The following is a 20,311-nucleotide window of genomic DNA, read 5'->3' as shown; positions in this document are numbered from 1 at the left end:
GCCGATGGTCGGCGCGTTCATGCCCCTCCGAGCATTGGATCTGCCGCATGCCATACCGCGTCTCGAAATCGATCCCTGCCCTCATCGCGCTCGCCGCATCGGTTGCGGTAACCCCGCTCGTCGCCTCTGTGGCCGCCCCCGTGGCCGCCCAGGAGCCGGCCCCGCAGCCTGCCGCCGCAGAGGCAAAGCTCCCCTCGATCATCGTCACGAAGGCCGCAACAAGACCCCTCACCGACCGCGTCATCGCCACCGGCACCGTGCGCCCGGTCGATGAGATCTACATCCAGCCGCTGGTCGAAGGTCTCTCAGTCAAGGCAATCAATGTGGAAGTGGGCGACGAGGTGAAGGCAGATCAGCCGCTCGCCACCCTCAACGACGATGCACTCCTTTTGCAAAAGAGCCAGTTCCAGGCCAACAGGGCCAAGGCCGAGGCCGGCGTCGCCCAGTACGAGGCGCAGGTCGTGGAAGCGGAAGCCAACCTCGACGACGCCACCAAGCAGCGCGACCGCACGGCAAAGCTGAACCAGAGCGGCACCGGCACCGTCTCGCAGCTCGAACAGGCCAATGCCCAGGTCGATGTCGCCCGTGCCAGGCTGAACGCCGCCCGCCAGTCGGTCGAAGTCGGCCAGTCCGATGTCCGCGTCATCGAAGCCCAGCTTGCCGATGTCGAGTTGCAGCTTGCCCGCACCGGCGTGAAGACGCCCGTCGATGGCGTCGTCTCCGCCAAGAATGCCAAGGTCGGCGCGATCGCGTCCGGCAATGGCGATCCGCTCTTCACCGTCATCCGTGACGGCGCGATCGAGCTTGTCGCCGATATTTCCGAAACCGACATCCAGAAGGCAAAGCCCGGTCAGAAGGCGCTGGTCACCGTCGCCGGCGGCCGCCGCGAGATCGAGGGCCGCGTCCGCCTCGTCTCGCCGACCGTCGATCCGACCACCCGGCTTGGCCTCGTCCATGTCGAGATCGACGCCGACAGCGGCGCCCGCGCCGGCATGTACGGCCGCGCCGCCATCATCGTCGAGGAAACCGAGGCACTTGCCCTGCCGCTTTCGGCCGTCACCACCGGTCGCGAAGGTTCGTTCGCCCGCAAGGTTGAAGGCAATGTCGTCAAACAGGTCGAGATCGACACCGGCTTTCAGGACGGCGGCTACATCGAGATTTTGAACGGCCTGGCCGCCGGCGACACGGTCGTCGCCAAGGCCGGCGCCTTCGTCCGCGATGGCGACCGCATCGCCCCGGTTGCCGAAAAGTCGGTCACGACCGACGCCGCGGGAGAATCCCAATGAACTTTTCCGCCTGGTCCATCCGCAACCCGATCGCGCCGATCCTCGGCTTCGTGCTGCTGGTCTTCCTCGGCATGCAGGCCTTCTACGCCCTGCCGATCACCCGCTTTCCCAATATCGACGTCCCCGTCGTCTCCGTCACCGTCGCGCAAAGCGGTGCGGCCCCGGCCGAACTCGAAATGCAGGTGACGAAGGAGATCGAGGATGCCGTCGCCTCGATCAGCGGCATCGACGAGATCCAGTCCACCGTCACCGACGGCCAGTCGCAGACCGTCGTCGTCTTCCGCATCGAAAAGCCGACCGAAGAGGCCGTGCAGGACACCAAGGACGCGATCGACAAGATCCGCGGCGATCTGCCCGCCGGCATCGAGGAACCGATCGTCACCAAGGTCGATGTCGAAGGTCAGGCGATCCAGACGTTTGCCGTCTCCTCGCCCGACATGACGCTTGAGGAACTGTCCTGGTTCGTCGACGACACGATCACCCGCGAGCTGCAGGGCCAGCCCGGCATCGGCCGCATCGACCGCTACGGCGGCGCCGACCGCGAGGTACGCGTCTCCCTCAACGCCGAAAAGCTCGACGCCTACGGCATCACCGCCGCCGACGTGAACCAGCAGATCCGCGGCACCAATGTCGATCTCGGCTCCGGCCGCGGCCAGGTCGCCGGCAACGAGCAGACCATCCGCACGCTCGGCGATGCCCGCAACGTCGCGCAGCTCGCCGATACCTCGATCGCGCTCCCCAACGGCCGCTTCGTCAGGCTCTCCGAGCTTGGCCGCGTCACCGATACCTATGAGGAGCAAAAGTCCTTCTCGCGCTTCAACGGCAACCCGACCGTCACCTTCGCCGTCTTCCGCGCCAAGGGCGCAAGCGAAGTCTCGGTCGCCGAAACCGTCGCCGAGAACTTGTCGACGATCCGCACCGCCCACCCGGATGTCGCGATCCAGATGGTCGATGACTCGGTCTATTTCACCTACGGCAATTACGAGGCGGCGCTTCACACGCTGATGGAAGGCTCGATCCTCGCCGTCATCGTCGTCTTCCTCTTCCTGAAAAACTGGCGCGCCACCATCATCGCCGCCGTCGCCCTGCCGCTCTCCGCGATCCCGACCTTCTGGATCATGGACATCATGGGCTTCTCGCTCAATCTCGTCTCGTTCCTGGCCCTGACGCTCGCGACCGGCATTCTCGTCGATGATGCGATCGTCGAGATCGAAAACATTGCCCGCCATATCAAGATGGGCAAGACGCCCTACCGCGCCTCGCTCGAAGCCGCCGACGAGATCGGCCTGGCGGTGATCGCCACCAGCTTCACCATCATCGCCGTCTTCGTGCCGGTCTCCTTCATGCCGGGCGTGCCGGGCCAGTATTTCATCCAGTTCGGCCTGACTGTGGCCTTCTCGGTCTTCTTCTCGCTCGTCGTCGCGCGCCTCATCACGCCACTGATGGCCGCCTACCTGATGCGCGCCGAAGACGCCGTCCACGACGACCACCACGACAATGACGGCCCGTTGATGAAGGCCTATACCCGCCTCGTCACCGGCACGACCCGCAAATGGTACTGGCGCTACGCCACGCTTCTCGGCGCCGTCGCCTTCCTCGCCGGCTCGATGTTCCTGCTCAGCAAGGTCCCCGGCTCCTTCCTGCCGCCGGACGATTCATCCCGCGTCGTCCTCTCCGTCGAGCTTCCGCCCAACGCGACGCTCGAAGAGACCGACGCCAGCAGCACGGTGATCTACGAAGCCGTCCGCAACATCGACGGCGTCGAGAGCGTCTTCGTGCTCGGCGGCGCCTCGCCCAAGGGCGATCTCGAACTGCGCCGCTCCACCGTCCGCATCATCCTCAAGAACATCGACCATTCGCTGTTGAAGACGCTGGTCAACAAGGGCCTCGGCGGCATTCCGCTGATCGGCCAATACCTGCCGAAACTGCCCGATCACGGCCGTACCCGCGCCCAGTGGGATGTCGAAAAGGACATCTTCGCCGCCGTGCGCGATATCCCGGACGTGCGCATTTCCAAGGTCAACGACCGCGCCGAGCGCGAACTCTCCTTCAACTTCCTCTCGTCGAACGAAGACGACCTGAACGAGGCCGTCAGCCTGCTGGAATCCAAGCTCCGCGCCTCCTCCATCCTCGTCAACGTCTCGTCGGAAGGCGCCCTGCCGCGGCCCGAACTGCAGATCCGCCCGCGCATGGCCGAAGCCTCGCGCCTCGGCATCACCCCGCAGCAGATTTCCGAAACCGTCCGCGTCGCGACGATCGGCGATATCGACGCGAACCTTGCAAAGATCTCGCTCGACAGCCGCCAGATCCCCATCCGCGTCCAGACATCGCTCGATGTCCGCCGCGACCTGCAGGCGATCCGCTCGCTCAAGGTCAAGACCGCGGCAGGCGCCATGGTGCCGCTCTATAGCGTCGCCGACATCGACTATGCCGAAGGCCCGAGCTCGATCAAGCGCAACGACCGCAACCGCGTCGTCGCCATCGGCTCCGACGTGCCCTTCGGCACCGCGCTCGATACCGCAAGCGCCGAATTCAAGCGCATCGTCGACGAAACCGAACTCCCCTCGACGGTCAGCCTTGCCGAAAGCGGCGACGCCAAAGTCCAGGGCGAAATGCAGCAGAGCTTCGGCAATGCCATGCTGCTCGGCCTCATGCTGGTGCTCGTCGTGCTGATCCTGCTGTTCAAGGATGTCATCCAGCCCTTCACCATCCTCTTCTCGCTGCCGCTCGCCATCGGCGGCGTCGCCGTCGCCTTGATCCTCACCGGAAACGCGCTGTCCATGCCGGTCCTGATCGGCATCCTCATGCTGATGGGCATCGTCACCAAGAACGCCATCCTGCTCGTCGATTTCGCCATCGAGATGAAGCGCCACGGCATGGCCCGCGTCGAGGCCATGGTCGAGGCCGGCCGCAAGCGCGCACGGCCGATCATCATGACCTCGATCGCCATGTCGGCCGGCATGCTGCCCTCTGCCATGGGTGTCGGCGAAGGCGGTTCCTTCCGCGCCCCGATGGCGATCGCCGTCATCGGCGGCATCATCGTCTCCACCGTCCTGTCGCTGCTCGTCGTCCCCGCCTTCTTCCTCATCATGGACGACCTGTCGCGCCTGCTCGCCCGCCTCTTCGGCCGTTTTGTCGGAAGCAAGGAGAAGGAAGACCTCCTCAGCGCCGACGAAGTGGCAGACCTGGCCCGCCGCAACGCCCAGAAGCTCTCCGACATCGAGACGCGCATATCGCGCATCGAAAGGGACGGCGGCGAGACGCATGGCGGTGTTCACGCAAGCGGCAACGTCCTTCGCCTGCCGCCGATCGCAGCGGAGTGACCGCTCGCGACGAAAGCCAAAGACGCAACCCTCAGCTGCCGGCCGCTCAACGCAAAAATGCAATTCGGTTGATCAGTGTCAAATCACCCGTGCCTGCACGCGCTATCTTCTCCCGGTGGATGTCTTGATAACGACCGCACAAGGGAAGAGATGGCGAGATGAATAGCAGCCTGAAACTCAGCACAAGAGACCGGGCCGTGCTCATGAAAGCACCGTTTCTGACGGGGCTGAGCAACGGCGCAATGATCCGCCTGATGTCGGCGATGTCGATCAGCACGGTTCCGGCCCGAAAGTTCGTCACCCGCGAGGGCGATCCGGCCGACGCGTTCTATTGCGTCCTCAACGGCTATGTCCGGCTGTTCCGGCTGAGCCGCGAAGGTCGCGAAGCCGACATCATGGTCTGCGCACCGGGCGATACCTTTGCCGAATGCCTGCTGTTTTCCGACGGCATCTATCGCTGCAATGCCCAGACGGCGGAAGCGACGACGCTGGCCCGCTTCGACATGCAGGCCGTGCGCGATCTGGCGCAGCAGGAGCCGGAAATCGCCCAGGCGTTGATCTCCGCCGTCTCCCGCCATCTGCTCGGCACGATGGATTGCATCGCCAGCGACCGCCTGTTCACCGCGCCGCAGCGCGTCGCCAATTATATCGTCAGCCGCTGCCCGGTCGATGGCGGCCCGGCCTCGATCCGCCTTCCCTACCAGAAAAGCCTGCTCGCCGGCATGCTGGGCCTTGCCCCGGAAGCCCTGTCGCGCGCCTTTTCCAGCCTGCGTCAGGCCGGCGTCACGGTGCGCGGCCGCATCATCCAGGTCGGCGACGTTCAGGCCCTTCGAAACATATAGACGCCAGATCTGCGAACGCTGGAAGGCGGGCGATGACGACGCCGCCTTCCCAAGCGGGCCTGTTGCCACAGGGGTGTCCGGCAACAGGCAAGGCCGGCGGGTCCATGGGACCGCCGGCCTCTTTTTATCCGCTCATGCTTGTTCGCTCATGCCGACAAGGCCGGTGACGGCCTTCGCCTCACAGCCCGCCCTGCCGCTTCAGAAATTCGACGATATGGCCGACGCCCTCGCCGCGCTTCAGGTCGGTAAACACATGCGGCTTCATCTCGCGCATCCGTGAGGCATCCCTGTCCATCACATCCATATCGACACCGACATAAGGTGCCAGATCCTTCTTGTTGATGACGAGCAGGTCCGAGCGGGTGATCCCCGGCCCGCCCTTGCGCGGAATTTCCTCGCCCTGGCAGGTGGAGATCACATAGATCGTGATATCGGCGAGATCCGGCGAAAACGTCGCCGCCAGATTGTCGCCGCCGGATTCGATGAACACGACGTCGAGATCCGGGATACGCTCGTTCAGTCCCGCGATCGCCTGCAGGTTGATCGTCGCATCCTCGCGGATCGCCGTATGCGGACACCCGCCTGTCTCCACCCCGACGATCCGGTCGGAAGACAGCGCCTGCATCCTCACCAGCGCATCCGCATCTTCCTTCGTGTAGATGTCGTTGGTGACGACCGCGACGGAAAATTCGTCCCGCATCGCCTTGCAGAGCTTTTCGGTCAGATGGGTCTTGCCCGACCCAACCGGCCCGCCGATGCCCACCCGCAGAGGTCCGTTCGCCGATTTCATGAAAATGTCCTTTCGATATGCTGCCGCGACAATAGCGCGACGGTGGGTGGGTGCAATGGGGTGTGTGCCGCAGGATGGAGGCGACGGCGTGTCACAAATAGCCCCTCACCCTAACGCTCCCCACGCAAGCGGGACGAGGCAACGTGCCGCGATCAGGTGCTCGCAAGAGATGCGACGCTGCGGCCTGGTTCCTTCTCCCCCTCATTACGGGGAGAAGGTGGCGGCAGCCGGATGAGGGGCCGTGCACACCAGAAGCCCCGACAAATCAGCTGAACAACCGTAGAAGATGCCCCAACCTCACGACCGGAACAGCCGCGAAAACTGCACCTCGTGCCTCAGCTGCGCCATCTCCGCCTGCACCGCAGCGCCGCCCAGATGATCGAGCGTCACAGCCATCGCCCGCGCCGCCTGCGCTTCCACAAGCCCTTCCAGCCCGGCCAGGATCGCCACCCCGTCCGCCTGTCCCGCAACGCTCAATCTTATGCCCGCCGAAACGCCCTGGGAAACCGCAGCATGCAGAAAGGCCGCCAGCGCCTGTGGTCCCGGCACGCCATGCCCGGCAGCCACCGCGCCGACAGCTACCGGAAACGGTACATCCTTCGGCAATAGCCCGATCACCGGATGCGGCCATGCGGAAGCCGCAGCAACGAACGCCTTGCCCAGTGACAATGTCTCGGCAAACCGCTCCGCAGATCCGGCCAGCGCCAGTCCCAGCGCCGCAACCTCCTGCAAGGCCAGGGCGTCATCCGCCACCCGCCAGGCTTCGCCAAACAACACGGCATCGTTCCACAGGGCGCCATGGGTCAGAAGCGTCGAAAGCCAGTCGCGCAAGCCGTCGGCATTCGTCACCAGCCCGTCCGCCACGGCCCGTTCCAGCCCGCCCGACCAGGCAAACCCGCCGATCGGAAAGGCCGGCGAAAGCCATGCCATCAGCCGCAGCAGCGCCTTCGTGTCGAGCGCCGCATCCGCCTTCGCCATCACCGGCCGCTCGGCCGAAATACCATCCTCGCCCACGCCGGTCTCAGTCGTGATCGTGGTGGCCATGGCCGTGGCTATGCCCATGATCGTGGCCATGGTCATGCCCGTGCGAATGTCCGCCATGGGCATGGGCACCATGCGAGTGATATGCCCCGCGTGCCGGCTGGAACGGCTCCTCGACATCGGTCACCGTTGCGCCCAGCCCTTCCAGCATGGCGCGGATGACGTGATCGCGCAGGATCAGGATACGGCCTTCCTCGATCTGCGCCGAAAGGTGGCGGTTGCCCAGATGCCAGGCCAGTTCGATCAGGTGCAGGTTGCTGCGCGGCGTCACTGCAAACAGCTTTTCCGGCGCCGCCTGCACTTCCACCGTATCGCCATTGTCGAGCACCAGCCGGTCGCCATGGTGAAACAGCACCGCCTCTTTCAGGTCCAGCATCACCATGTCGCCATTCGACAGATGCAGCAATTTCCGGCGAAGATGGCGCAGGTCATGCGGCAGGCTGACGGTATCGATCGGCGGATCGGAGACCTCGCCTGCGGAACGGTAGGAATGGATATGCTGCATGACAAAACCCGTTGAACTGCAATGATCTTTTCCCATCATCGCGAATGCCGGCACGCGACACAAGAGGCGGCGGGCGCAAGACGGCAAAAAGCCCGGCCGCCATCAAGGCGCACCGGGCTTTCCGAATTCAGATCAGTGGTTTCGCCTTATTCGGCAGCAATCTTGAGAGCCTTGAGGCTTTCGAGAATGTTCTGCGGCGACGATGCGCCGTAGGGGTCGGTTTCGCAATTGTCGGAATAGCCTTCTTCCTCGAACCACTGCTCGACCGTGCCATCGTTGACGATGGCGGCGTAGCGCCACGAGCGCATGCCGAAGCCGAGATTGTCCTTGGCGACCAGCATGCCCATCTTGCGGGTGAATTCGCCCGAACCGTCCGGGATGACGGTGACGTTTTCAAGGTTCTGGCTCTTGGCCCATGCGTTCATGACGAAGGCATCGTTGACCGACATGCAGTAGATGGCGTCGACGCCCTCAGCCTGGAATTCCGGGAACAGCTTTTCGAAATCGGGCAGCTGGAAGGTCGAGCAGGTCGGGGTGAAGGCGCCCGGCAGCGAGAACAGCACGACGCGCTTGCCGGCAAAGTAGTCGGCCGTGGTCACGTCCTGCCAGCGGAAAGGGTTCGGGCCGCCGATGGCTTCGTCGCGAACGCGGGTGCGGAAAATGACGTTGGGAACCTTTTTGCCCAGCATATGTGCCTCCATGAGAATGAATTTTTGCCCCGTCCTGAGGCAGATGCACTCCCATACCTGCATTTCTTCCGCAATGCAGCAAATCTGGTCAAAAATTGACGCAATGCAAACCAGCTATTCACAGGAAGCAGGGCTTGGGGAATAGACTGCGGCATGCGAGCGGTCCCCTCACTTGCGATTTCTAACACTTAGCAAAAGCTAAGATGTTGAAATCGCTTCCTCTCCCATAAAGGGGAGAGATACTTGAGATCGCTGCACCCGTGACACCCTACCTCTCCCCTTGCGGGAGAGGCCTCGGAACGATGGCCGAAGGCCAGAAATCGATAAAGTCGATTTCAGCGAACGGAGGCCTGAGCGCGACGCCGCGCGAAGGCAATCAAGATCTTAACCAAGGGCTAAGTCTCAGATTTTGTTGGGGAGGGGATCAGTCCCACACTCAAAGCCCAAATCGGAGCCTTTTCCGCCTCCAAAAACCACCCCACCTCCGAAAATCTGCACGCCGATTTAATGATATCAATGACTTGCAAGCAGTCTCATCCCCGTGCTTTCAACCTGTGCCTATAATCGCCCCGTTCCGCTTCGGCTACACCGGTCAGCATTGCCGGCGAGGTGGGGCCGGTGATCGCATGGACCGCCCTGATGCAAGCGGGACATGCGGGGCTGCGCAGAAAATGGTCCGCCCCCTCTATTGAGGGCGTGCGTGTGTCGCACACAAACCGGCTGGCGAAGTCAATAAGCCCAGTCGCTGTAGACGGACCGGAGTTGCGTGGAAAAACACACCGAACGGGGCACGTCGTGTGTCACCTACTAAACTAAATTCGAGACACCCGACGTGTCCCGGCCGAATTTCGAAAATCCCCGGATCGCCAAGGGGAGAGTCTGCTCAGTGTCTCCCGAAGACGGATACAAATATAACCGTCACCGAAGCCGCGTCTTCGCGACGACCGGCTCAGATACTCTTGCGAAAACACACAACCCGCTCGGTCTCGACAAAACCCCAGCGCCGATGCGCATGGTGCGAGCCCTCGTTGTCGATCTCCGCATCGGAGCAGAGTTCGACGAAGCCCTCGGAGGCAAAATCGGCCGAGACCCTGTCGACCAGCATCCCGCCAAGACCATGACGGCGGTGATCGGATGCAATCCAGATCCCTTCGAGAAAGGGCACTGGCGATTGCGTCGCGCCATTGGCATAGCGCCGAAGGGAAACCTCGGCAAAGCCGACCGCTTCGCCCTCGCCGGTCACCACGAAATAGCCTCGCAGCACCGTGCCGGGAAAAGCCGCGGCCAGTTCCGCAGCATGCTCGTCGATCGTCGCGTCCGGCCACAGCGCATGCCGCAGTCTCGCCCACTCGGCGATGTCATCCGCAGCACATCGCCGGACGGAATAGGTCATGTGAACCCGTCAGAACAGGAAATATCGCTGCGCCATCGGCAGCACGGTCGCCGGCTGGCAGGTGAGCAACTCGCCGTCGGCGCGCACTTCATAGGTCTCCGGGTCGACTTCCACATGCGGCGTCGCCGAATTGTGGATCATCGACGCCTTGCCGATACCGCCACGCACGTTCTTCACCGCCACCAGCTTCTTGGCCACGCCGAGCCGCTGCGCCAGCCCGCCGTCAAGCGAGGCCTGCGAAACGAATGTCACCGAAGAATTTGTGCGCAGCTTGCCATAGGCGGCGAACATCGGCCGGTAATGCATTGGCTGCGGCGTCGGGATCGAGGCGTTCGGATCGCCCATCGGAGCTGCCGCAATCGAGCCGCCGAGCAGCACCATTTCCGGCTTCACGCCGAAGAAGGCCGGGCTCCACAGCACCAGATCGGCGCGCTTGCCGACCTCCACCGAACCGATCTCGTGGGAAACGCCATGCGCGATCGCCGGGTTGATCGTGTACTTTGCAATGTAGCGCTTGACGCGGAAGTTGTCGTTGTCGCCGGTCTCGTCCTTCAGCTGGCCGCGCTGGCGCTTCATCTTGTCGGCCGTCTGCCAGGTGCGGATCGCCACCTCGCCAACGCGGCCCATCGCCTGGCTGTCGGACGAAATGATCGAGAAGGCGCCGATATCGTGCAGAATGTCTTCCGCCGCGATCGTCTCCTTGCGGATACGGCTTTCGGCGAAGGCGATGTCCTCGGGGATAGACGGCGACAGGTGATGGCAGACCATCAGCATGTCGAGATGTTCGGCGAGCGTATTGACCGTGTAGGGCCGCGTCGGGTTGGTCGACGACGGGATGACGTTCGGATTGCCGCAGACCTTGATGATGTCGGGCGCATGCCCGCCGCCCGCCCCTTCCGTGTGGAAGGCATGGATGGTGCGGCCCTTGATGGCGGCGACCGTGTCCTCGACGAAACCGCTCTCGTTCAGCGTGTCCGTGTGGATCATCACCTGCACGTCGAATGCATCGGCCACCGTCAGGCAGTTGTCGATCGCAGCCGGGGTCGTGCCCCAGTCCTCGTGCAGCTTCAGCGACGAAGCGCCGGCGAGGATCATTTCTTCCAGAGGTGCCGGCAACGAGGCATTGCCCTTGCCCGCGAGCGCCAGGTTCATCGGGAAGGCGTCGAAACTCTCGATCATCCGCTCGATATGCCACGCACCGGTGCAGGTGGTGGCGAGCGTCCCATGCGCCGGGCCGGAGCCGCCGCCGAGCATGGTCGTGACGCCGCTCATCAGCGCTTCCTCGATCTGCTGCGGGCAGATGTAGTGGATATGCGCATCCATGCCGCCCGCCGTCAGGATTTTTCCTTCGCCGGCGATGGCTTCGGTCGAGGGGCCGACGATGATCGTTACACCCGGCTGCGTATCCGGATTGCCGGCCTTGCCGATCGCGTGGATACGACCGTTCTTCAAGCCCACATCGGCCTTGTAGATGCCGGAGTGGTCGACGATCAGCGCATTGGTAATGACGGTATCGACAGCGCCTTGCGCCCGCGTCGCCTGGCTCTGGCCCATGCCGTCACGGATCACCTTGCCGCCGCCGAACTTCACCTCCTCGCCATAGGTGGTGAAATCCTTTTCCACCTCGATGAAAAGCTCGGTATCGGCCAGCCGCACCTTATCGCCGGTCGTCGGACCGAACATGGAGGCGTAAGCGGCGCGGGACATCTTGTAGGACATGAAAAACTAGCTCCGAAGCTCGGTAAAATAAGGGGATCTGGCAGCAGCCCGATCGAAGGTCATGGTCGTGGTGCAGCCGTGCCGGCGATTGATTTCACCAATCAGGTGATCGGAAAAATCGCCGGGAAACGTTTCAAAGGAATTCAGTGCCTTGAGAAGGATCTCACGGTCTTTCACAATAGCCTTTTCAAGGCCCAGCACCGATGCCAACACATCGGCTATCTCGGCCTTCGACAGTCGGGCACGCCGTTTCAGAACCCATGCGAGTTCGACCACGACGATCTCGTTAATGAAAAGGCCATCCTCGCTGTTCGCCAGCAACGCGGACAACGCTCTTGCCTGATCGTCCGTCAACTCTCCGACCGATTGGCCGCGAAAAAGCCAGCGGAGCAGCACATTGGTGTCGAGCCCGATCATTCTTCGGCGTCACCTCCAACGGTCCGCCCGCGAGCTTCGGCCGCCCAACGGTCCAGCTCCTCGTCGGTGATTGGCCGGTCGAGCTTCACCATGCCGCGCAGGTCCGCAAAGGTCGTGCGCTTGCGCCTGATTTCCAAACTGCCGGTCTCATTGGATCGGATTTCCACCTGGTCGCCCGCCTTCACGCCAAGGCGCGCCAAAGCGTCGCTCGACAGCGTGATCTGGTTTTCAGGACTGATTCTGACGGTCTCGGTCATCCTCTTCTCCCAGTCGAAACGAACGCAGCTTACCACAACACGAAAAGCCCTGTCAGTTCAGCTCCTGCACCAGCGCCTTCAGGTCGTCGGTGCGCTTGCGGGTCAGGTCCGCCTGGCAGGTCGAGATCAGCATCGGCTCCATCGATCCGCCGCGCGCCTGATAACCCCAGGAGGCGCATTGGGCGTCGCGATAGGCAACCCAGGCGCGCTGCGCCTTTACCAGCGCTGCATCGTTGCCGCGCAGATCATCCATGGCGGCTTCCGCGTCGCGCGCCTTCAAAACCTTGCGGGTCGCCTGATACTGCGCGTTCAGCGCCTCGTCGGCATCGATCAGATCGCGCCCGGCACAGATCGTCATGTCGGTCTGCGTCTGCGGCTCCTTGCAGTTCGGCTGCGGCTCCTGCGCCGAGGTCGGCGCATCGACGAGCAGCACGCAACCGCAGAGCAGGAGGAAAGCCGCCGGGTTCATAGCGCGCCCATGATCTTCTGCTGGAAACCGTAGACCTCGCGTTTGCCCGACAGCGGGATCAGGGTGACCGAACGCGTCTGGCCCGGCTCGAAGCGCACGGCGGTGCCGGCGGGAATGTCCAGCCGCATGCCGCGCGCCTTGTCGCGGTCGAAGGAAAGGCCGTTATTGGTCTCGAAGAAATGATAGTGGCTGCCCACCTGCACCGGCCGGTCGCCGGTATTGGACACTTCGATCGAAATCGTCGGGGCACCGACATTCAGTTCGATTTCGCCTGCAGCGGCAATGACTTCACCGGGGATCATCTGTCACCTCCTCAGGCTGTTAAAGCGATTTTGGGCGCGCAGCCCTCGGCTTTCAAAACGCGCACCGTCGATGCCGGGTTGCGCGCCAGCGCCGCAGCCGGGCGCACCGGGCGGCGCACCAGTTCGCCCGAGCAATTCGGGCAGAAACCGGACAACACGTCCGTGGCGCAATCGGCGCAGAAGGTGCATTCGAACGTGCAGATCATCGCATCCCGGCTTTCCGGCGGAAGGTCGCGGTCGCAGCATTCGCAATTGGGTCGCAGTTCCAGGGCCATGACGCGCTCCTCAGCGGATAGGTTCGTGAACGGTAACCAGCTTGGTGCCGTCCGGAAAGGTTGCCTCCACCTGCACGTCGTGGATCATTTCCGGAATGCCTTCCATCACCTGATCGCGGGCAATCACATGCGCGCCGGCTTCCATCAGGTCGGCGACGGAACGGCCGTCGCGAGCACCCTCGACGACATAATCGGTAATCAGCGCGATCGCTTCCGGGTAGTTGAGCTTCACCCCGCGCTCCAGCCGGCGGCGAGCCACCATGGCGGCCATGGAAATCAGGAGCTTGTCTTTTTCGCGTGGGGTGAGGTTCATTTTTATCCCGCAATCGGCTTTGGAAATGGCAAATCAGATATGCCAGACTTTCGGCACTGGCGCACCGTTACGCAATACGGAAATTGCCGGTACCAGGATTTTTCTCAAGTCGAAGCCGGTCGGCGCCGCGATACGGGCAATCAGCTTGCCGTTCCAATAGCTTGCGCCGCCGAACGTGCCATCGAGGCATTGCCGCAAACGCGGCAGAAGCGCCTCCCCCAGCGGGCCGGTATAAAACAGCGTGGCAAACGCCACCTGGCCGGAAAGCACGGCCGCCGCCTGTGTCAGCCGCTCGATCTCGCCCTCGAAACGCAGTTCCTCGGCATGGATGAGCTGGCCGTTGCGGCGCACCCGCCAGCGGTCGCGGAAAAAGCCGCGATCGACCGCCTCGCCCATCGCCTTGCGGCCGAGCAGCACCGCCTCGACGGCCAGAAACTCGGCATCGCCGGCCAGATCGACATCAAGCCTGCGCGTCAGCGACGCCTGATCGAACAGGATCGTCTCTTGCGGAAGCCAGTGCACCGAAGCCCCTTCGGCAACCCGGATGGATGTGGAGACGGAGGCGGTGTCAGCGGCCGCCTTGTAGATTTTCTCGTTCGCCTGGGTGGTGACCGATAGCTTCGTGGAAGCCGCGGCGGCGACGGACCATTCGATCACGTCGCCGCCCGTCAGTCCCCCTGACGTATTGATGAGGATCGCCTCCATTTCAGGCGAAAAGGTTTCCGGAAGGCGTATTTTTGCGCAGCCTTCCTGGAAGAACTCGTCGAGCCGCGTGCGACCGCCAAAAGCCTTGGTTACAAGGCGTCCTGCACCCCTTGCCCGCTGCGGCGCATAGTGTTCGGCTGGGTATTGCTGCACGACATACCTTCGATTGCTGCTTGCGATGCGCAGTCAGAAGCAACGGACGTGCCAGACTTCGCAGGCGTCGACGACTTTGCCGAGGACTTGGAGGGCGCCGCCGTCGCGACGAGATCCGTCGAATCGGCCTTGCCGAAGAAGTCCCACATCCGGAAGGCCGGATCAACATTGGCGTCGAAGGCCGGCTGCTTGGCAGATACAACGGCGGCAACCTTGGTGACGCTCGCAGCGCCTTCCTTGGCGGCGGCCATCACGGCATCCTTGGAGGCTACCGGCTTCGGCCAGTCATGCGTCCCCTTTTCGAAGACGTAGGTTGCGATACGGGCGCCGTTCTTGCAGGTCCCGTGCATCGTGTAGGTCACGCCATCGGCCGTCTTCGGATCGCCGCTGCCCTTGCATCCGTCGAGTTCGCTCCAGCGCTGGATGGCGGTCTTGAAACCGTATTGCCAATAGGCCGCGCCGCCGCCCGCATAGGGGTTCTGCGCATCCTTTTCGCCGGCAAAGGCAACGATCGAGATCGGCTTGGCCGGATTGCAGTTCGCCTTTTCCGGGGCCCACTTGCCGTCGATCTCGACCGGACGGCCGGCGCGCAGCGAGTTGACGAAGCCGGCCGCGACGAAATCGTCCTGGCCGGAGCAGACATAGGCCGACAGCATGCGCCCGCCACCGGAATAGCCCGACGCGAAAATGCGGTTCGGATCGACACAGAAGTCGTCCTTCACCTCATCGACGGCATCGTCGATGAAGGCGATTTCGTCGAGACCACCGGCTGCCCCCGTCGGGATGATCGCCTTGGAAACTTCGACGCCCGGAACATTCCAGGCAAACGTGCCCGCCACCTTGCCCGGCAGGCTGCCCTGAAGCGCCACCGCGATGAAGCCGTTCTTTTCGGCGACCTTGTCCCAGGAGGAGCGGGTCAGCTGGCCGTTCGGATTGCTGTTGCTGCCGTGGAAATCGAACACGACCGGTACCTTGTCCTTGCCCGTATAGGAGGACGGCACGTAGTAGACGGCCTGTCGCGCGACGCCGTCACTTTCGATGGTCATGGCATGGCGACCCGGCGCCATAGACTGGCCGCAGCCGGCGAAGGCGGCACCAGCGGCCAAGAAAAACGCTCCGGTCGCGGACAGGCGAACAAGAGCGGAGGGGGAACGGAAACCGGGAATGCATGCAAAGACCATCAGCGCCTCATCATGGGGTGCGGGGTGTCAACGATGTTCGGAGATGTCGTTCATCTGCGGTTCATGTAACACAGGCGCCCAAGCATTGAAACAGCATCAGCGAATAGAAGCTATGCAAACATTGACCATTAAACTGTTAGATGCCGCCTTGCTTCTGCCGTATCCAGCGTCTCGGCGGGGCCTTGATGCACAATCTCGCCACGATCCATGATGTAAACCTGGTCGGCCAGCTCGCGGCAGAAGTCGAGATACTGTTCGACGAGCAGGATCGCCATGCCGGTACTGTCCCGCAAATAGCGGATCGCCCGGCCGATATCCTTGATGATCGACGGCTGGATGCCTTCGGTCGGCTCGTCGAGCACGAGGATTTTCGGCCGCGTGACCATGGCGCGTCCGATCGCCAGCTGCTGCTGCTGCCCACCGGAAAGGTCGCCACCGCGCCGGCCGAGCATGGTTTTCAGCACAGGAAACAGCGAGAAGATCTCGTCGGGAATGTAGCGGTCCTTGCGGGCGAGCGGCGCGTAGCCGCTCTGCAGGTTTTCCTGAACGGTCAGCAGCGGAAAGATCTCGCGCCCCTGCGGCACGTAGCCGATACCGTGCTTGGCACGGGAATAGGGCGCCAGGCCGTTCAGCGCCTCGCCCTGAAAGCTGATCGAGCCGCCGGAGACCGGATGCTGGCCGGTGACGGCGCGCAGCAGCGACGACTTGCCGACGCCGTTGCGCCCCAGCACGCAGGTGATCTTGCCCATCTCGGCATTGATCGAGACCCCACGCAACGCCTGGGCGGCGCCGTAGTGAAGATTGACGTTGTCGACTGTCAGCATGGTTGGTCTCTTTTCAATTTGTATATCTCCGCGACAGCGGTTGGCGCCTGCCCCTCATCCGCCTGCCGGCACCTTCTCCCCGCCCGCGGGGAGAAGGACGAATGACGCATTCTCACTGCCCCGAGTGGGGCAAGTCCCCTCGCCCCGCCTGCGGGGAGAGGGTTAGGGTGAGGGGCTAAGCCAAAGCCATGAGCATTCACCGCCCCAGATAATTCTCGATCACCTTGGGATCGTTCGAGACGAAATCGATCGACCCTTCGGCCAGCACCGAGCCTTCCGCCAGACACGTCACCTTGACGCCGAGATCGCGGATGAACCCCATGTCGTGTTCGACGACCACCACCGAGCGGGTTTTGGCGATCTCGCGCAGAAGGATCGCGGTTTCGGCCGTTTCCGCGTCTGTCATGCCGGCGACGGGTTCGTCGACAAGCAGCAATTTCGGCTCCTGCGCCAAAAGCATGCCGATCTCCAGCCACTGTTTCTGACCATGGGAAAGGTTGGCGGCGTATTCGTCCTTGCGGTGGGTCATGCGGATCGTCTCGAGAATCTCCTCGATCCGCGCCTTGTCCTGCGCACTCAGCGTATAGAACAGCGTGGCGAAGACGCCGCGGGAGCGGTTGAGAGCCAGTTCCAGATTGTCCCAGACGGTATGGCTTTCGAATACGGTCGGCTTCTGGAATTTTCGGCCGATACCGAGCTGGGCGATATCCGCCTCGTCCTTCTTCGTCAGGTCGATATCGTCCTCGAAGATCACACGGCCGGTATCGGGACGCGTCTTGCCGGTGATGATGTCCATCATCGTCGTCTTGCCGGCGCCGTTCGGGCCGATGATGGCACGAAGCTCGCCGGGTTCGATGACCAGGGACAACGAGTTGATCGCCCTGAACCCGTCGAAGGAGACGGAAACGTCTTCGAGATAGAGCAGGCTTTTCGAACGTGTTTCAGCAATCGTGTTCATTGTCTCACTCCGCTGCCTGAGCCTGCTGCACCACCGGTGCAGCGCCTGCATCCCTGCCCTTTTCCGCATCGGCTGCTGCCTTCAGCGCCTTGCGGGCGTTCCAGCCGTGCTGGATCGTGCCGACGATGCCCTTGGGCAGGAACAACGTCACGGCGATGAACAGGCCGCCGAGCGCAAACAGCCAGAATTCCGGGAAGGCGCCGGTGAAATAGCTTTTCCCGGCATTGACGAGGATGGCGCCGATGATCGGGCCGATCAGCGTGCCGCGCCCGCCGACGGCCGTCCAGACGACGACTTCGATCGAATTGGCCGGGGCGAATTCGCCCGGATTGATGATGCCCACCTGCGGCACGAACAGCGCACCGGCAATGCCGGCGAACATCGCCGAGACGACGAAGGTGAACAGCTTGATGTTTTCCACCCGGAAGCCGAGGAAGCGCACCCGGCTTTCCGCATCGCGCACGCCGACCAGAACCTTGCCGAATTTCGACCTCGTGATGGCGGAGGCGACGATCAGGCAGAGCGACAGCATGACCGCCGACATGGCGAAGAGAACCGCACGCGTGCCGTCCGCCTGCACCTGGAAGCCGAGGATATCCTTGAAATCGGTCAGGCCGTTATTGCCGCCGAACCCCATGTCGTTGCGGAAGAAGGCGAGCATCAGCGCATAGGTCATCGCCTGGGTGATGATCGACAGATAGACGCCGTTGACGCGGGACCGGAAGGCGAACCAGCCGAAGACGAAGGCGAGCAGACCGGGCACGATCAGCACCATCGCCATGGCAAACGGGAACATATCGAACCCGTACCAGAACCACGGCAGTTCCTTCCAGTTGAGGAAGACCATGAAATCCGGCAGGTCGGGATTGCCGTAGGTGCCGCGAGAGCCGATCTGGCGCATCAGATACATGCCCATCGCATAACCGCCGAGCGCGAAGAAGGCGCCGTGGCCGAGCGAGAGGATGCCGCAATAGCCCCAGACGAGATCGAGTGCCAGCGCCAGCAGCGCGTAGCAGAGATACTTGCCCATCAGCGCCATGACATAGGTCGGGATATGCAGGGCGCTGTCGGGAGGCGTCAGCAGGTTGAGCGCCGGGACGATGATCGCGACGGCCAGGAGAATGCCGACGGCGATGATGATCTTGCCTTCGAGCGCACGAAGAATGAAGCCGGTAATCATGCTTCCACCGCCCTTCCCTTGAGCGCGAACAAGCCGCGCGGACGTTTCTGGATGAAGAGGATGATGAGGACGAGCACGAGGATCTTTCCGAGCACGGCGCCGACCGATGGTTCGAGGAACTTGTTGAGGATGCCGAGCGACAGGGCGCCGACCAGCGTGCCCCACAGATTGCCGACCCCGCCGAAGACCACGACCATGAAACTATCGATGATGTAGCTCTGGCCGAGATTGGGCGAGACGTTGTCGATCTGGCTGAGCGCCACCCCGGCAATGCCGGCGATACCGGAGCCGAGCGCAAACGTCAGCGCATCGACCCAGGGCGTGCGGATGCCCATCGACGACGCCATGCGGCGGTTCTGGGTGACGGCGCGCATGTTGAGGCCATAGGCCGTCTTCTTCATCACGAACATCAGCGCGAAGAAGATCGTCAGCGAGAAGACGATGATCCACATGCGGTTATAGGTGATCGTCATGCCGCCGAGCGGGAAGGAACCGGACATCCAGGACGGATTGCCGACCTCCTGGTTGGTCGGGCCGAAGATCGTGCGGATCGCCTGCTGCAGGATCAGCGACACGCCCCAGGTGGCGAGCAGCGTTTCCAGCGGCCGGCCGTAGAGGAAACGGATGACGCCGCGCTCGATGACGAAACCGACGAAGCCGGTGACGAGGAAGGCGACGGGAAGCGCGATCGCCAGCGACCAGTCGAACAGGCCCGGCGCATTGTCGCGGATCACCTGCTGCACCATGAAGGTGGAATAGGCGCCGAGCATGACCATTTCGCCATGCGCCATGTTGATGATGCCCATGACGCCGAAAGTGATCGCAAGACCGATGGCGGCAAGCAGCAGCACGGAGCCGAGCGACATGCCGTACCAGACGTTCTGCGCCAGGTTCCACAGCTGCTGTGCGTTCTGGATCGAGGCGATCGCGGCATCGAGGTCGGGCTTGAGGCTGGGGTCGATCGTGCCGGCAGCGGAGTTCAGCACGCCGAGGCCGGAGGCGCCGAGACCGGAAATCGTCGCGATGGCAGCGCGCTTTTCGTCGACGGAGCGGTCGGAGGAGAGGATCGAAACGGCGCGCGCCTCTTCCATCCGAGCCTTGACCTCGGTGTCGGCTTCCCTGGCGAGGGCGGCCTCGACAAGTTCCAGCGCTTCGGCACTGGGAGAACGCAGGATGGCATCGGCGGCGGAAAGACGCGCGCCACGATCCGGGCTCATCAGCGTCAGGCCGCCGAGAGCCGCGCGGATGGCGCGGCGCAGGTTGTTGTTGACGCGGATTTTCGTCACCGCGCCCTTGGCGACTTCGCCGGCGCTTTCAGCGGTGACGGGGTCGGTCAGCGCGACCTGCTGGCCCTGCTCGCGACCGATGAAGGTCAGCTTGTCGGCCTTGCGGAAATAGAGATCGCCGGATGCGAAGGCTTCGAGCGCCGGCACGACACGCGGATCGCCGGTGGCGGCGATTTCGCCGACGAGCTTTTCGGCAGCGTTGAAGTTGGCGTCGGCCAGCTGATTGAACAGCGGCCTGGGGTCTGCGCCCTGCGCGAAAGCCGGTGCGGAGACGAGCAACGTCATCCAGATGAGTATGGTTTGGAAGAAATATTTCATGGTCATCGCATCGCCCCTCGTCCGCGCGGTTGGCGGTTCGATCCCCTCACCTGCAATTTCTAAAACTCAGCTGCGCTAAGCTTTG

Annotated in this window: 21 protein-coding genes; 3 read left to right on the top strand and 18 right to left on the bottom strand. The window is 63.0% G+C overall.

Annotation, left to right across the window (positions count from 1 at the left end; all coding sequences use genetic code 11):
- Positions 1 to 47: 47 nt before the first annotated feature.
- From AC0JZ4_RS10930 to AC0JZ4_RS10920, 3 genes are all read left to right on the top strand, one after another.
- Positions 48 to 1,286: an efflux RND transporter periplasmic adaptor subunit gene (locus AC0JZ4_RS10930; protein WP_471886402.1), complete on the top strand. Its 1,239-nt coding sequence runs from the start codon at positions 48 to 50 to the stop codon at positions 1,284 to 1,286.
- Entirely contained in the window at positions 1,283 to 4,609 is a 3,327-nt protein-coding gene (locus AC0JZ4_RS10925) for an efflux RND transporter permease subunit (RefSeq protein ID WP_471886401.1), read from the top strand. The genes AC0JZ4_RS10930 and AC0JZ4_RS10925 overlap by 4 nt, the downstream gene beginning before the upstream one ends.
- 203 nt (positions 4,610 to 4,812) lie before the next feature.
- Complete coding sequence (locus AC0JZ4_RS10920; protein WP_471887861.1) at positions 4,813 to 5,451, top strand: Crp/Fnr family transcriptional regulator; 639 nt, start codon at positions 4,813 to 4,815, stop codon at positions 5,449 to 5,451.
- A gap of 178 nt (positions 5,452 to 5,629) precedes the next feature.
- Here the strand turns inward: AC0JZ4_RS10920 and ureG are convergent, their stop codons facing one another.
- The 18 genes from ureG to urtB form a co-directional block, all read right to left on the bottom strand.
- Positions 5,630 to 6,241, bottom strand: coding sequence for an urease accessory protein UreG (ureG, locus tag AC0JZ4_RS10915; RefSeq protein ID WP_471886400.1), 612 nt, complete (start codon positions 6,239 to 6,241; stop codon positions 5,630 to 5,632).
- 297 nt (positions 6,242 to 6,538) lie between these two features.
- Positions 6,539 to 7,219 carry an urease accessory protein UreF gene (locus AC0JZ4_RS10910; protein WP_471887860.1) on the bottom strand — a complete coding sequence of 227 codons (681 nt, stop codon included), beginning with the start codon at positions 7,217 to 7,219 and terminating at the stop codon, positions 6,539 to 6,541.
- A 43-nt stretch (positions 7,220 to 7,262) separates the two neighbouring features.
- Positions 7,263 to 7,787 (bottom strand): urease accessory protein UreE, encoded by a 525-nt coding sequence (gene ureE, locus AC0JZ4_RS10905; RefSeq protein WP_471886399.1) that lies wholly within the window; start codon positions 7,785 to 7,787, stop codon positions 7,263 to 7,265.
- 146 nt (positions 7,788 to 7,933) lie between these two features.
- Positions 7,934 to 8,476 carry a redoxin family protein gene (locus AC0JZ4_RS10900; protein WP_471886398.1) on the bottom strand — a complete coding sequence of 181 codons (543 nt, stop codon included), beginning with the start codon at positions 8,474 to 8,476 and terminating at the stop codon, positions 7,934 to 7,936.
- A gap of 949 nt (positions 8,477 to 9,425) precedes the next feature.
- Entirely contained in the window at positions 9,426 to 9,869 is a 444-nt protein-coding gene (locus AC0JZ4_RS10895) for a GNAT family N-acetyltransferase (protein WP_471886397.1), read from the bottom strand.
- A gap of 9 nt (positions 9,870 to 9,878) precedes the next feature.
- A complete protein-coding gene (gene ureC, locus AC0JZ4_RS10890) occupies positions 9,879 to 11,588 on the bottom strand; it encodes an urease subunit alpha (protein WP_471886396.1) in 1,710 nt (569 codons plus the stop codon).
- Between the two features lie 6 nt (positions 11,589 to 11,594).
- A complete protein-coding gene (locus AC0JZ4_RS10885) occupies positions 11,595 to 12,005 on the bottom strand; it encodes a PIN domain-containing protein (protein WP_471886395.1) in 411 nt (136 codons plus the stop codon).
- The gene (locus tag AC0JZ4_RS10880) at positions 12,002 to 12,262 is read right to left on the bottom strand and encodes an AbrB/MazE/SpoVT family DNA-binding domain-containing protein (RefSeq protein ID WP_471886394.1); all 261 of its coding nucleotides are present in this window, start codon (positions 12,260 to 12,262) and stop codon (positions 12,002 to 12,004) included. The genes AC0JZ4_RS10885 and AC0JZ4_RS10880 overlap by 4 nt, the downstream gene beginning before the upstream one ends.
- Positions 12,263 to 12,314: 52 nt before the next feature.
- Entirely contained in the window at positions 12,315 to 12,731 is a 417-nt protein-coding gene (locus AC0JZ4_RS10875; RefSeq protein WP_471886393.1) for a lysozyme inhibitor LprI family protein, read from the bottom strand.
- Positions 12,728 to 13,033: an urease subunit beta gene (locus tag AC0JZ4_RS10870; RefSeq protein ID WP_471886392.1), complete on the bottom strand. Its 306-nt coding sequence runs from the start codon at positions 13,031 to 13,033 to the stop codon at positions 12,728 to 12,730. Before AC0JZ4_RS10870 ends, AC0JZ4_RS10875 begins: the two co-directional genes overlap by 4 nt.
- 11 nt (positions 13,034 to 13,044) lie before the next feature.
- Positions 13,045 to 13,308, bottom strand: a complete 264-nt coding sequence (locus tag AC0JZ4_RS10865) for a DUF1272 domain-containing protein (protein ID WP_471886391.1) — start codon at positions 13,306 to 13,308, stop codon at positions 13,045 to 13,047.
- 10 nt (positions 13,309 to 13,318) lie between these two features.
- Complete coding sequence (locus tag AC0JZ4_RS10860; protein ID WP_471886390.1) at positions 13,319 to 13,621, bottom strand: urease subunit gamma; 303 nt, start codon at positions 13,619 to 13,621, stop codon at positions 13,319 to 13,321.
- Positions 13,622 to 13,654: 33 nt separating this feature from the next.
- Complete coding sequence (locus AC0JZ4_RS10855) at positions 13,655 to 14,479, bottom strand: urease accessory protein UreD (RefSeq protein ID WP_471886389.1); 825 nt, start codon at positions 14,477 to 14,479, stop codon at positions 13,655 to 13,657.
- The gene (locus AC0JZ4_RS10850) at positions 14,416 to 15,585 is read right to left on the bottom strand and encodes a CE1 family esterase (protein WP_471886388.1); all 1,170 of its coding nucleotides are present in this window, start codon (positions 15,583 to 15,585) and stop codon (positions 14,416 to 14,418) included. Before AC0JZ4_RS10850 ends, AC0JZ4_RS10855 begins: the two co-directional genes overlap by 64 nt.
- Before the next feature lie 203 nt (positions 15,586 to 15,788).
- On the bottom strand, positions 15,789 to 16,484 hold the full coding sequence (gene urtE / locus AC0JZ4_RS10845) for an urea ABC transporter ATP-binding subunit UrtE (RefSeq protein WP_471886387.1): 696 nt from the start codon (positions 16,482 to 16,484) through the stop codon (positions 15,789 to 15,791).
- A 196-nt stretch (positions 16,485 to 16,680) separates the two neighbouring features.
- Positions 16,681 to 17,442 (bottom strand): urea ABC transporter ATP-binding protein UrtD, encoded by a 762-nt coding sequence (gene urtD / locus AC0JZ4_RS10840; RefSeq protein WP_471886386.1) that lies wholly within the window; start codon positions 17,440 to 17,442, stop codon positions 16,681 to 16,683.
- Between the two features lie 4 nt (positions 17,443 to 17,446).
- The gene (gene urtC / locus AC0JZ4_RS10835; protein WP_471886385.1) at positions 17,447 to 18,622 is read right to left on the bottom strand and encodes an urea ABC transporter permease subunit UrtC; all 1,176 of its coding nucleotides are present in this window, start codon (positions 18,620 to 18,622) and stop codon (positions 17,447 to 17,449) included.
- Positions 18,619 to 20,232 (bottom strand): urea ABC transporter permease subunit UrtB, encoded by a 1,614-nt coding sequence (gene urtB, locus AC0JZ4_RS10830; RefSeq protein ID WP_471886384.1) that lies wholly within the window; start codon positions 20,230 to 20,232, stop codon positions 18,619 to 18,621. The genes urtC and urtB overlap by 4 nt, the downstream gene beginning before the upstream one ends.
- Positions 20,233 to 20,311: the final 79 nt, after the last annotated feature.

The organism is [Rhizobium] kunmingense, assembly GCF_977018605.1.
This window is presented reverse-complemented; position numbering and strand designations above follow the sequence as displayed.